We start from the raw sequence: 13,408 nt of genomic DNA, 5'->3' as shown, positions 1-13,408 counted from the left end.
ACGAAGATGTCGACTACTCGCGTACGAACGTGTCGAGCGCGACGTCGAAGTACTCCTTCGCCTCACTCACCTTCCCGACCGGCGCCGACACCCACACGTCGTACAGCCGCCCGTCCTGCTCCCAGCACAGGTCGTAGGTGTGCCGGGGCCCCTCCGCCGCGCCGAAGCCGTCCCAGGTGAACTCCCAGAACGCGGCGGGCCGCCCGTCGTGCGTGGTCTCGGCGACCCGGCCGTCGCGGTAGCCGGGATTCGTGGAGGGCCCCTTCTCGTGGGCGCGCCGCATCACCCCGGCCGGCCCGCCCTCCGCCGGGTCGTCGACCTTGATACCGATCCGGATCTCCTGCCCCGGCGACATGTAGAAGACCCGCTCCCCCTGCGGCTCCCGTGTGAAGTCCTCCGGCACGGCGAGGCTGAAGCCACGGTCGTCCTCGGCGAGCCGGTACCCCGAGGGCACGGTCGGCGCGGTGGCCGCCGTGACGGTGGGCGTGGCGTCCGCCGACGTACCGGACGTGGTACCGGATGGGCCGGACTCGGCCGGGGTGCTGGGCGGGTCCGGCTCGCCCGAGTCCCCCGTCGTGCTCGATGTGCCCGGTGCATGCGGTGCCGAACTGCTCGGCGTGCCGCCCCCGTCGCCGCCGTCCCGCATCAGCAGTGCCGCCGCCGAGACTCCCGCCCCTGCCATCGCCGCCACCAGCGCGGCCGCGACCAGCACGCTCCGCGTGGACTGCGGCTGCCGCTGCCGCGCGGGCTGCTCCCGCAGGGCGGCCACCGGGTCGAGTGCGGGCTGCTCCGCCTGCCCACCCGGTACGTCCTGGTCGGCGTGGTGTACGGCAGGGCGCGGCGCGCCCCGGTGCGGATGCGGCAGGTCCCGCCGGGTCGGTGTGTAACCGGTCGACGTCCTCGGGGGCTTCGTCACCCTCGGCGTACGCCCTGTCTCCCGGAAGGCCCGCAGCAGCCGCTCCGCCTCCGCCGCGTCGAGCCGCCGGTCCGGGTCGCGCTCAAGGAGCCCGCGTACGACGGGGAGCAGCGGCGCGGCCTGCGCGGGCGGTCGGATCTCGTCGAAGACGACCGCGTGCAGGATGCCGCCCAACGAGTCCCGCCGGAACGGCGATTCCCCGCTCAGCACGGCGCACAGCAGCGCGCCCAGCGACCAGAGGTCGGACTCCGGCCCGGTGCGGACCCCGGACATCCGCTCCGGCGCGGTGTACTCGGGCGAGCCGACGAAGGACCCGTTCTCGGTGAGCGTGGTCGCGCCGGCTACCTGGGCGATGCCGAAGTCGGTGAGGACGACCCGGTCGGTGCCGGCCTCCACCAGGACGTTCGCGGGTTTGAGATCGCGGTGCAGCACCCCGGCGTCGTGCGCCCGCCGCAGCGCGCCCAGCAGATCGATCCCGATCCGCGCGGCCTCCCGCGCGTCGACCGGCCCTTCGGCCGCGATCCGCTCCGCGAGCGATCCCCCGTCGATCAACTCCATGACGATGTAAGGCCGTTCGTCCTGCTCGACGACATCGTGCACGACGATGATGTGCGGATGACCGAGCCGGGCGACCGCCCGCGCCTCCCGCAGGGTGCGCTCACGCCGCTGCCGGGACTGCTCGTCCGGGGTCGATCCGTCGAGGGCCAGCTCCTTGACCGCCACCCGCCGACCGAGGAGTTCGTCGGTGGCGCGCCACACGATCCCCATGCCGCCTCGGCCGATCCTGGCCTCCAGCCGGTAACGACCCGCTATGACACGGACGTTCTCCCCCTCGGTCCCCATGCGCCCCATCATGCCGCACCGGACCGGAACCCTCCGGTGCCGTGTGACAGGCCTGGCCGACAAGCGACGTAGCACGTCTCGTGAGCGCCTCGCGAGCGCCGCACGTGGTGGGGGCGGCACGGGCCCCGAGGGCTCGAGCCGCAGGCGCCCTCATCACTGCGTCGGCGGCCTCCAGCTGCGCAGCACCGCGTAGAACTGCTCCTCCGCCGTGTCCCAGTCCGCCGCCGGCGCGGACATGTAGATCGTGTACTCGACGCCGTCCCGGGAGAGATACATCTGCTCGATCGCCCGGCGCGGCCCGGGGAACTCCGTGTCCTTCGCCAGCGCGGTCCAGGTGAAGTCCCACAGCGCACCCGGCCGGTCGCGGTAGATGTTCTCCTCCAGGCTCACCTGCCGGTACTCGGACCGCACCTTCACCTGCTCCTCCAGGTCGAGCTGGTGGTGGTACGGGCTGTCGAAGTCGGGCGAGTCGTCCAGGGCGACCCGGAGGAAGTGATCACCGCCGTCGGGCGTGTAGTCGATCTGGGCACCCTCCACCTGCCGCTTCCACCCCTTGGGCAGGGCGAGGCTGAAACCCTCCGGGTCCTCGACCCGCTCCCACCCCTCGGGCACTTCGCCGCCGGCCGACTCGGCCCCCTGGTCCTCGCCGTCGGTGCCGTCGGTCCCGTCCGTCCCCGCCGTGGCGGAACTGCTCCCCGTACGCCACTCGCCCGCGTAGTACATCGCGGCGGCACCCCCACCGCCGACCAGCGCGGCCAGCAGGACGACGAGCGCGACCGTACGAGCCAGGCCGCGCCGTTTGGCGGCGGGTGTGGGGACGGGTGCGGGCTGATAGGCGGTGGCTCTCGAGACGACGGGCGTGCCGGAGGTGGCCGCGGACGTGGTGGGGTTTCCCGGCGCATGCGACGCGCCGCCGCCAAACGCGCCGTGCGCGCCCTCCATACCCCGAGAACCGTGCGCGCCCTCCGCACCACGGGCACCGAGCGCGCCCTCCGTGCCGTGCGCACCACGCCCGTCCTCGGCATCCGGCGCCCCCTGGGTGCCCCCACCCTCCGCAGCGGGCCCCGCACCCCCCGGCCGCTGCCGGGGAAGCACCTGCGCCTGCGCCGGCCGTGGCCGCCGTCCCTCCGCCGCCTCGGCGAGCATCCGCTCGGCCTCGTCCGCGCCGGGCCGTACGGCGGGGTCCTTGCACAGCAGCGCGGTGATGACGGGCCCCAGCGCCCCCGCGTCCGCGGGTTCGGCGGCCTCCTCACTGACCACGGCCTGCATGGTGGTGAGCGGTGTGGTGCGCCGGAACGGCGACTTGCCCTCCACCGCCGTGTACAGCGTGGCGCCCAGCGACCACAGGTCGGAGGCGGGCCCGGGCTCGTGGCCGCGCACCCGCTCGGGGGCTATGTAGTCGACCGAGCCGACGATCTCCCCGGTCCGTGTGATGGTCGTGTCGCCCTCGACCTGGGCGATGCCGAAGTCGGTGAGCATGACCCGGCCGTCCTCGGCGAGCAGCACGTTCCCCGGCTTCACATCGCGGTGCAGTACGCCCGCCCGGTGGGCGGCCCGCAGCCCGCGCAGCACCCACATCCCGATCCGCGCCGCCTCGCGCGCCTCGACGCGCCCCCGCTCCTTCACCGCGTCGGCCAGCGAGACGCCCTCGACCAACTCCATGACGATCCACGGCCGGTTGTCGTGCTCCAGCACGTCGTGCACGGTGACGACGGCCGAGTGGTTGATCCGCGCCGCCGCTCGCGCTTCCGCCCGGGTTCGCGCCAGGAGTATGGTCTGCTCGTTCTCCGAGACGTAGAGCGCGGCCGTCAACTCCTTGACCGCGACGGCCCGGTGCAGCACCTCGTCGTGCGCACGCCAAACCCGCCCATGCCGCCACTGCCGATCGTGTCGACGAGCCGGTAGCGCTCCGCCAGGAGCAGACCCTGCATCTGATTCACGTTGCCCCGCAATGTTCTTGACAGGGTCACATTAAGGAGCGGCCCGCGACAGGGGGAACCGGCTCGGCGCACAGAGACCGCACTGTGACGGTTCTCGCTTCCGCGAACGGAGCGCAACCTTCCGCCGCCGAGCCGACAAAGCACCCCTCCGACCCGCTCACGTAACCCGCTCAGCCGGTCACCCGATACGTGTCCGCCGCCTGCTCGTACAGCCGCGTCACCTCGTCCCGCTCCGCCTCCGGCCCGCGCAACTGCACCACGTGGTAACGCCCGTCGAGGAGTATCGCGAGATTCCGCACAAAGACCCCGCGCCCGTCGGAGTCCTGCCAGGTGAACTGCCCCTCGGCCGAGGTCACCCCGCCCACCTCGATCAACCGCATACCGGTGGACGTCGCCCAGGACGAGTCGCGGAACGGCTGCAGCTCGCGCTCGTCCTCCCGCTGGTACTTCAGCGGATCACTGCCGTACGTGTCCACGCTGTCCCGCCCAGGGACGAGGATCAGCTCGAAGTCGCCCTGGGAGTACACGATCTGACCGCGTCCGTTCCTGGCGCTGCGGTCCCATCCACTGGCGACGGCGACCTCGAACCCCTCGGGGTCCTTGCGCAGGGTGAACCCCTGGGCGACCTCGGGGCCGCCGGTCTGCGTCTGCGTCGAACCGGACGACTCCGACGGGCTCGCCCCGCTCTGACCCTCCTCGCCGCCGTCGGGCGAGTTCGAGTTCTGGTCGGGCCGGGGCTCACTGCTCGCCTCCGGCGCCGAACTCGGCTGCCCCACACTGTCCGTACGGCTGCCCGTGTCGCTTCCCTCGCCGCTCGGCGCGGCCTTCGGCATGAACACCATGGCATACGTGACGGCCGCGGCCAGTGCGAGCATGATCAGCAGGAGCAGGTTCCGGCCCAGCTTGCGGGGCTGCGGGGGTTTCTGCCGGGCGCGCTTGTGGCGGGCGTGCGCGCTGGTCGCGGGCAGACCGGCCCGGCGCCTGCGGACGAGCTCGCCGCGCCGCCGTACGATCGGCAGCCGGCTCGCGTCCACGGGCGGCGCGGGGACGACATGCGTACCGGCCTCGGGCTCCGGGGCCGACCGCACCAGCGACCGCAGCCAGCCGCGCAGCTCCTCGAAGTCCAGCCGCTCGGTCGGGTCCTGACGCAGCAGTGACTCCACGACCGGCCGCAGCGGCCCGCACTCCTCGGCGAACGCCGGCGGCTCCGCGCACACCATCTGCACCAGCTCGGCGGTGTTCTCCTCCGGGTACGGCGCATGCCCCTGCACGGCTCGGAACAGCAACGCCCCCAGCGCCCACAGATCCGTGGCCGGCCCGATCGGCGCCGCCAACTGCCAGTTCTCATGCACCGGCCCGGCCTGCTCAGGCGCCCAGCGCTCGGTGACCGGCCCCACCACAGCCATCCGCGCCTGCCGCGCCCGCTCAGCCGCGAGCGCGGTGGCGGGGCCCCGCCGAGGAGCGGCGGCCGCACCGACGACGCGGTCCCAGGGGGCGGCGTCCGCGACCGGGGCGCCCGTGTCCCGCGCGGAGTCGGCGTACGCGCCGACGCCCCGCGCGGGGTCGCCGTGATCGGCGTTGCCGTACGCCGAGTTGTCGTATCCGGGTACGAGAGGCGAGCCGTGTGCCGGGGTCGGGTGCGTGCCGGTGTCACCGCCGTCGAAGCTGAAGGGGGCGTCGCCCCGGCCGCCGGTCCCGGACGGGCCGCCGTACGGCGAGGAGTCGCCGGATGCCGGGTTGCCCTGGCCGTCGCCGCCCGGCGCGGGCGCCCCGCTGCGCGGCTGGGCACCATGCCAGGCGCTCGTGGGGCCACCGTTCGCGAGGACGCCGTAAGGGTCGGCGATCTGGCCGAGAGGCAGCGGGCGTGTCCCCGTACCGGGCGTCGGGTCGCCGTCCCGCCCGGTCCCCGGCGCCGCCGTACCGTCCTGCGGTGCCGGCCGCTGCGCGGGCAACCCCGTGCCCGGGCCGCCCCGTTGGTCGTCCTGCACACGGGCCGCGGCCCGCGCTCCCGCACGATACGCGGCGATCGCGCCCGCCCGCGCCGCCCGGGCGTCCCCGCCGGCCTCCAGCGCGCGCTGCCCTCCGGAGGGGTCCGTGACCGGCGCCGCGGCACTGCCCGCCCGCGCCTCTATCGCGGCCCGCCGAGCGGCTTCGGGATCCTCGGCCCCGCCACCGGCTCCCGCACCGGGCCCACCACTACGGGAGCCGCCGAAGGTGCCGCCGCCCGCACCACTGGGCAGAGCCCCGCGCGCCCCGGGAACACCACCGCCGGGCGCCACCGGGCCACGACCCGAACCCTCACGCCCACCGGGCCCTGCCGCAGGAAGTCCCGGACCACCCCCAGGCGCCCCCGGGCGACCGCCCTCGAAGTCCCGGACGGGCACCGGGTCGTACCCGCACAACGCCTCTTCCGCCGCCCCGACCGCCAGCCCCGTGAGCATCACCCGGCCGTCGTCGCAGACCAGCACCGTACGGGCGGTGATGTTCCGGTGCACCCAGCCATGGGCGTGCAGCGCCCGCAGCGCGGTGAGCACGTCGGAGGCGACCTCGGCCGCCCGATAGGGGGTGAGCGGCTGCTCCGCGAGCAGCGCGGCGAGGGGCCGGGCGGACACCAGTTCGCTCACTATCCACAACGAGCCGCCCTCGGCGAACACGTCGAAGACCTGGTCGAGCCGGGGATGGTCGGGGATCTGCGCGGCGGCCTGCGCGGCCTCGATGGCCCGCTGTACGGCCGGCTCCGTGGGCCGGCGTGTAGTCCGCGCCGCACCCCGGCGCGCTCCGCCGTCCCGCGCGACATATCCCTCGGGCAGCCCGTCCGCGTCGAGCACTTCCGCCTCGACGACCTCGGGCAACGGCACCTGTCGTACCAGGACTTCCTGTCCGCTGTAGGTGTCGAAGGCCCGGGTCTCGGCGAGTTCGTACTCGTCGGAGGGCGGCAGCGGCAGGCGATAGCGGTCGGCGAGTACTCGCCCCGCGTATTCGTCCACGATGCCCTCCCCCGGCCGCCCGGTTGGTCAATTCCGCTCGCCTTGCGTCGCGTTCCGTCCTGGATGCGTTCGGTCCGCAGCCCTTCACGATACGTGCCGGAGGCAACTCACATTGAGTCGATGCGATATCTCGTCCGTCTCGAATGCGCTCGAACGCCCTCGATCTTCCCCGGAACGCCCGTCACCGAACTCACCCGGCGGGCAGAACTCCCGAAGCCGAACTCACATCACCGGCGCTCACCCCGCTCCACACCCCCGCACGCCCCCGGACGGCACGCCGAACCGAGGCATGGAGCCGCATATCGCCCCCGCCTCGAACGCACCGGCGCACAACAGCCCATGCGCACGCGCTCCCCGCGCGCATGGGCGTGGCCCGTCAGCTCACGCCTTCGGCCCGAAGGTCTTCGTGAACGTCCGCCAGGTGTCCTTGCGCAGCTCACCGCTCCACTTCGACGCCTTCGCGGTGTACATCAACGCGTATCCCTGCTGGGAGTTGACGACGAATCCGCGGTCGATCGACCGGTACTTCGTACCGCTCTCCACATAGGTGAACTCCCAGTCGGCCGTGTTCCAGCCCCGGTAGTTCACCGCCTGTATTCGAATCCGCTTGTACTGCGAGCGCGTCATGAACCGCTCTTGGTTCTTCCAGTCCGCGACCGGGTCGTTCTTCGGGGTGGTCGTCCACCCGACGAGCAGCCGCTGCCCGTCGGGACCGGAGAACCGGGCCCCCGCGGCGTCCGTGGACTGGTACTTCCACCCGTCGGGCAGCCCGATCGAGAACCCCTGACCGCTCTTGTACGTCTCGGTGGCGATGTCTCCCGAGTCCCCCGAGCCGTCACCGTTCACCGAGCCGTTCGACCCGCCCGAAGGGCTCGGCGAACTGCCCGCCGCCCCGGTCGCCCCGTCGGCCTGGTCCGTCGTGTCGCCGTCCGGGCTGGGGTCGGTCCCCTTGCCCGTGTCCTTGTCCGTGTCCTTGTCCGCGGCGTCGCTCCCCGACGCCGTCCCGCTGGACGCGGCCGCCTTGGTGTCGGCGCCCTTGCTGTTGTCCGACGTGTCGCCGTCGTCGCCGAGGGTGAACGCCAGCACGGTCCCGAGCACGGCCAGCACCACGGCCACCGCGATGACCGCCAGCGTCCGCCGCGACACCACATCCGTGATCGGCGCCCTGGGCACCGGCCGCGGCGGCAGATCCGGCGGCGGCATCTCGGGCCACCCGGAAGTCCGCCCCGTCGAAACGGAGTTGCCCACGCCCATGCCCGTCCCGGCGGCGTCGGCGCCACGCGCCCCGACCGCCCCGGGCTTGCCCGCAGCCGCGTCCGGGACACCGCCGGCCCTACCGGCCTTCTCCGCAGCCGCCCCCGACGAAACCCCGACGGACGCGGACCGCGCCGAAACAGCCGCCGAAGCCGAAGCCGCGGCCGGAGTGGCCTTCGAAGCCCTCGTCCCACCGGCGGCCCCACCGGAACCGCCACCGGAACCGCTGCCGGCCGTACCGCTCACAGCCCCGCCGACGGCTCCCGCCGTACTACCGGCGGCCGCTACCGCAGCCCCTCCCCCCGACGGGCCCTTCCGCATGGACCACCGAGGCGCACGCGCCCGCTCGCCGGCCCCCTTGGCCCCGGCCCCCTTGGCCCCGGCCCCGCCGGAACCACCCTTCTTCGGACGCTCCTCCGGCACCGGCGGCAACGGCACGACCCGCGTCGCGTCCACCGGCTCGATGTCCTTCGGGTCGGGCGCGTGGATCACGGCGTTGAGCATCGCCCGCGCACCGGCGTCGTCGAGCCGCCGCTCGGGGTCCTTGGTGAGCAGCCCGAAGATGACGTCCCTCAGCGCCCCGGCGCTCTTCGGCTCCGGCACCGGCTCGGTCATCACCGCGGTCAGCGTCGCTATGGCCGACCCCTTGTCATAGGGCGGCACCCCCTCGACCGCCGCGTAGAGCAGACCGCCGAGCGACCACAGGTCGGCCGCGGGCCCGGGCTTGTGGCCACGCGCCCGCTCCGGCGAGATGTACGAGGGCGCGCCCACGAGCATGCCGGTCGAGGTGATGGAGGGGTCGCCCTCGACCTGCGCGATACCGAAGTCGGTGAGGACAACGCGGCCGTCGTGCTTGTCGATGAGCACGTTCGACGGTTTCACGTCCCGGTGCAGGATGCCCTGACGGTGCGCGGCCCGCAGCACGTCGAGGATCGCGAGCCCCACCTCGGCGGCCCGCCTCGGTTCGAGCACCCCGTCCTCACGGATGGCCTCGGCGAGCGACTTGCCCTCGACGAGCTCCATCACGATCCACGGCCGGTCGTCCTCGTGGACGACGTCGAAGACCGTCACCGCCGCGTTGTTACGGATCCGCGCGATCGCCTTGGCCTCGCGCAACGTACGCGTGATCAGCCGCCGCTTCTCGTCCTCGTCGATGCTCGACGGGAACCTCAGCTCCTTGACCGCGACCGTACGGCCCAGCGTCTCGTCCTTCGCACGCCACACCGTGCCCATGCCGCCCCGACCGAGCACCCCTCCCAGCCGGTACCGCCCGGCGAGGAGACGTGCGTCCTTGTCCTGACGGGATTCCCCAGCCCGCTCCGCCTCCGACATGCGTCCCCTCATACAACCCGCCCTGACAGAACCTCCATTGTCACCCACCCGACAACCGCCCCACGCCCAGGGCCCCCCTCAACCAGCCACCCCACCTCCAGGCCGCTCACCACACCCGCTCACACTTCACAACCAGGGCCCCATATCTGAGGCCGCCCCAGAAACTTTCAGGCCGCCGGGGGTTTGGGAAACGAGCCCGGCACCAGTCGGCCCGTCCGGCGTTTGAGGACGAGCCCGAAGGGCCACAGCGGGGGTCTGGGGGCGCAGCCCCCAGGCGCAGGAAGGGTAGGGCGGCGGGGGCGAGAACAACGCCGCCGCACCCGGCAGCCGCGTACGCCCCACCTAGAGCGGCACGATGTCCGGTGCCCCCAGCCGCGCCGCATCCGCCGTCAAGTCATCCGGCTGCCGCTGCGACTCCCTCTCCGCCTCCACCCTCTTCCGATAATGCTCGACCTCCCGCTCGATCTGGCCCTCGTCCCACCCGAGCACAGGCGCCATCAACTCCGCCGCCTCCCGGGCACTCCGCGTCCCCCGGTCGAACGTCTCGATCGAGATCCGCGTCCGCCGAGTAAGCACATCGTCGAGATGCCGCGCCCCCTCATGCGAGGCGGCGTACACCACCTCGGCCCGCAGATAGTCGTCGGCGGCCTGCAACGGCTCCCCCATCGAGGAATCGGAGGCGATGAGATCGAGCACCTCCTCGGCCGCCGATCCGTACCGGTTCAACAGATGCTCCACCCGCACCACATGAAGTCCCGTACTCGCCGCGATCCGCGCCCGCGCATTCCACAGCGCCCGATACCCCTCCGCCCCCAGCAACGGCACATCCTCGGTGACGCACTCGGCGACCCGCTGATCAAGCCCGTGCACGGCGGCGTCGACCGCGTCCTTGGCCATGACCCGATAGGTCGTGTACTTCCCGCCGGCCACGACCACCAGCCCCGGCACCGGATGCGCGACGATGTGCTCGCGCGAGAGCTTGCTGGTGGCTTCCGACTCCCCGGCGAGCAACGGCCGCAGCCCCGCGTACACCCCCTGCACGTCGTCCCGGGTCAGCGGCACCGCCAGCACCGAGTTCACATGCTCCAGCAGATAGTCGATGTCCGCGCTGGACGCCGCCGGATGCGCCTTGTCGAGATCCCAGTCGGTGTCCGTCGTGCCCACGATCCAGTGCCGCCCCCAGGGGATCACGAACAGCACGGACTTCTCGGTCCGCAGAATCAGCCCGGTCGTGGAGTGAATCCGGTCCTTGGGTACGACCAGATGGATGCCCTTGGAGGCCCGCACGTGGAACTGCCCACGCTCCCCCACCATCGCCTGGGTGTCATCGGTCCACACCCCGGTGGCGTTGACGATCTGCCGGGCGCGGATCTCGTACTCCCCACCGCCCTCGACGTCCTGCACCCTGGCCCCGACCACCCGCTCGCCCTCGCGCAGGAACCCGGTCACCCGCGCCCGGTTGGCGACCTTCGCGCCGTACGACGCGGCCGTGCGCACCAGCGTCGCCACATAGCGGGCGTCGTCCATCTGGGCGTCGTAGTACTGCAACGCCCCGACCAGCGCGTCCTTCTTCAGACAGGGCGCGATGCGCAGGGCGTGGTGGCGCGTCAGATGACGATGCAGCGGCAGCCCCCGCCCATGCCCGCGCGCCATCGACATCCCGTCGTACAGCGCGACGCCCGAGCCCGCGTACCACCGCTCCCAGCCCTTGTGCTGCAAGGGATAGAGGAACGGCACGGGCTTCACCAGATGGGGTGCCAGGCGCTCCAGCAGCAGCCCGCGCTCCTTCAACGCCTCGCGCACCAAGGGGAAGTCGAGCATCTCCAGATAGCGCAGACCGCCGTGGATCAGTTTGCTGGACCGGCTGGAGGTACCGGACGCCCAGTCACGCGCCTCGACCAGGCCCGTGGACAGACCGCGTGTCACGGCGTCCAGGGCCGTGCCCGCTCCGACCACGCCGGCACCCACGACCAGCACATCCAGCTCGCGCTCGGCCATACCCGCAAGTGACTCGGCTCGCTGCGCCGGTCCCAGTGCCGCTGTCCTCACCGCTGCCTCCCGCTGTTCGTCGCGTCGGCCTCACCGGTCGGGCAAGACCCGGCTCACATCCCCCATGCCCAGAATTCTGACCGTGCTGCCCGAGTTCGGCCACCACCCACCATCAGCCTGTGGATAACTCCACGTGACGCGCGCACAAAAACAACTTCCCCAATCCCGCATATCGGTCATATTTACGCCTAGTGTGACATTGCGCTCGCTCATCCAGTCCACAGGGCTTGCGCGCCTGTCCCGCTTCGGTTATTGGGAAGGACGGCCCACGCCATGCCCGCAGATCTCGCCGTCATCGGACTCGGCCAGTTGGGCCTGCCGCTGGCCCAGGCCGCCGTCGCCGCCGGCATCCCCACGCTCGGTTACCGCACCGGCCCCGAGTCCGGCTGCCTCACCCCCGGCGAACTGCGCCGCATGCTCGCCCGCGGCTTCAAGCCCTCCACCAGCCCCGCCGAACTCGGCCGCGTCCGTACGGCCGTCATCTGCGCCCCGACCTCACTGGGCGCCGACGGCTCGCTCGACCTCACCCAGGTCGAGGAGGCCGCCCGCACTCTGGCCGCCCGGCTGCGCCCGCACACCACGGTCATCCTGGAGTCCCCGGTCCATCCCGGCACGACCGACGAATTCCTCCGCCCGCTCCTCGAAGAGGGCTCCGGCCTGCGCGCGGGACGCGACTTCCACCTCGCCTACTCCCCCGCCCGCGTCGACCCGGGCAACCGCGACTTCGGCCCCGCCAACACCCCCAAGGTCATCGGCGGCCTCACCTCCGCCTGCACCGAGTCGGCCGCCGCCTTCTACGGCCGTCTCACCGACAAGGTGGTACGCGCGCGTGGCCTCCGCGAGGCGGAGACGGTCCACCTCCTGGAGACCAACTACCGCCACGTCAACATCGCCCTCGTCAACGAGATGGCCGTCCTCTGCAACGACCTGGGCGTGGACCTGTGGGACGTCATCCGCTGCGCCGAGACCAAACCCTTCGGCTTCCAGACCTTCCGCCCCGGCCCCGGCGTGGGCGGCCACGCCCTCCCGCAGGATCTGTCAGGCCACGCTCCCCACTCTCTCCGCATGGTCGAACTGGCCCAGCGCGTCAACAACCACATGCCCCAGTACGTCGTCCAGCGCGCCGCCACCCTCCTCAACGAGCACGGCAAGTCGGCCCGAGGCGCCCGCGTCCTCCTCCTCGGCGTCACCTACAAGCCCGACATCCCCGACCAACAGGGCACCCCCGCCGACGAGATCGCCCGCCGCCTCATCCAACTCGGCGCCCACGTCAGCTACCACGACCCCCACATCCCCACCTGGAGCGTCCTCGACCGCCCCATCCCCCGCGCCGACTCCCTCTACGAGGCCACCGCCGACGCCGACCTGACGATCCTCCTCCAGCAGCACCGGACGTACGACCTCCAGGGCCTGTCGGTGAAGGCGCAACTCCTCCTGGACACAAGAGGAGCCACTCCGACCGGAGCAGCACACCGGCTCTGACTCACCGATGCCGCCATATAGGAAGGCCCGCCCATGGAATGGGCGGGCCTCTGCTTTCGACAAGGAGTTACCGATTACTTCGCGGAGTGCACGTACCGGTATCCAATCGCCTTACGGGCAACACCCTTGGTCACGAGCTTCCCGTCAAGCTTGCTGTAGGCCTTGAAGGAATAAGCCTTGTACAGCGGGTAGGCTTTCAGCGTGCCGAACTTCCCCTTCGGAACACTGTAGCTGCCGGCCATCGACTGTGTACGGGACTTGGTCACGTCGAACTTCACGGCCGAGGACACCGACCCGGCGGTCACGGAGATCTCCGAACTCTTCGAGTTGCTCACCGTCACGGTCGACGTCAGCGTCAGCCTCATCGGCCCCTTGCCCTGCGCGAGCCCGACGTAGTTCTTGCCCTTCTGCACGCCGATGTATTTGACCTTCTTGATGTCGCACCAGTTGTACGTCTTGTAGCCGCCGAATTCCTTCTTGATCTTCGTCACGCACTTCTTCTGCTTGCTCGCGGCGGCGCTCGGCTCCGCCGCCATGCCGATCGTCCCCACAAGCGCGGCCATTACGACCACAGAAGCCTGACCCGCGCGCCCGAAAGCAATCGT

6 protein-coding genes and 1 pseudogene are annotated in these 13,408 nt (G+C 71.9%); 1 reads left to right on the top strand and 6 read right to left on the bottom strand.

Translation table 11 applies throughout. The features are described 5' to 3' along the window. Nucleotides 1-13 precede the first annotated feature (13 nt). The 5 genes and pseudogenes from JIX55_RS31635 to JIX55_RS31615 form a co-directional block, all read right to left on the bottom strand. Complete coding sequence (locus JIX55_RS31635) at nt 14-1,759, bottom strand: serine/threonine-protein kinase (protein WP_257566630.1); 1,746 nt, start codon at nt 1,757-1,759, stop codon at nt 14-16. Between the two features lie 153 nt (nt 1,760-1,912). Further along, nucleotides 1,913-3,690, bottom strand: a pseudogene (locus JIX55_RS31630) (serine/threonine-protein kinase). Between the two features lie 179 nt (nt 3,691-3,869). Beyond that, nucleotides 3,870-6,686: a protein kinase gene (locus JIX55_RS31625; RefSeq protein ID WP_257566629.1), complete on the bottom strand. Its 2,817-nt coding sequence runs from the start codon at nt 6,684-6,686 to the stop codon at nt 3,870-3,872. Between the two features lie 381 nt (nt 6,687-7,067). Continuing rightward, entirely contained in the window at nt 7,068-9,272 is a 2,205-nt protein-coding gene (locus JIX55_RS31620) for a serine/threonine-protein kinase (RefSeq protein WP_257566628.1), read from the bottom strand. Between the two features lie 342 nt (nt 9,273-9,614). Next, complete coding sequence (locus JIX55_RS31615; RefSeq protein WP_257566627.1) at nt 9,615-11,321, bottom strand: glycerol-3-phosphate dehydrogenase/oxidase; 1,707 nt, start codon at nt 11,319-11,321, stop codon at nt 9,615-9,617. 273 nt (nt 11,322-11,594) lie between these two features. Between JIX55_RS31615 and JIX55_RS31610 the strand changes: the two genes are divergently transcribed. Continuing rightward, complete coding sequence (locus JIX55_RS31610) at nt 11,595-12,803, top strand: nucleotide sugar dehydrogenase (RefSeq protein ID WP_257566626.1); 1,209 nt, start codon at nt 11,595-11,597, stop codon at nt 12,801-12,803. A gap of 74 nt (nt 12,804-12,877) precedes the next feature. On the opposite strand, the gene JIX55_RS31605 is transcribed toward JIX55_RS31610, so the two are convergent. Then, complete coding sequence (locus tag JIX55_RS31605; protein WP_257566625.1) at nt 12,878-13,366, bottom strand: hypothetical protein; 489 nt, start codon at nt 13,364-13,366, stop codon at nt 12,878-12,880. Nucleotides 13,367-13,408: the final 42 nt, after the last annotated feature.

It is taken from the genome of Streptomyces sp. DSM 40750 (assembly GCF_024612035.1).
In the GTDB taxonomy this organism is placed as follows: domain Bacteria; phylum Actinomycetota; class Actinomycetes; order Streptomycetales; family Streptomycetaceae; genus Streptomyces.
The sequence above is the reverse complement of the archived record's forward strand: the minus strand, read 5'-3'. Positions and strand labels throughout refer to the sequence as shown.

Coding starts and splice junctions, on each gene's coding strand:
- JIX55_RS31635 (WP_257566630.1), bottom strand. CDS start 1,759: ATGGGGACCGAGGGGGAGAACGTCCGTGTCATAGCGGGTCGTTACCGG.
- JIX55_RS31620 (WP_257566628.1), bottom strand. CDS start 9,272: ATGTCGGAGGCGGAGCGGGCTGGGGAATCCCGTCAGGACAAGGACGCA.
- JIX55_RS31610 (WP_257566626.1), top strand. CDS start 11,595: ATGCCCGCAGATCTCGCCGTCATCGGACTCGGCCAGTTGGGCCTGCCG.
- JIX55_RS31605 (WP_257566625.1), bottom strand. CDS start 13,366: ATGGCCGCGCTTGTGGGGACGATCGGCATGGCGGCGGAGCCGAGCGCC.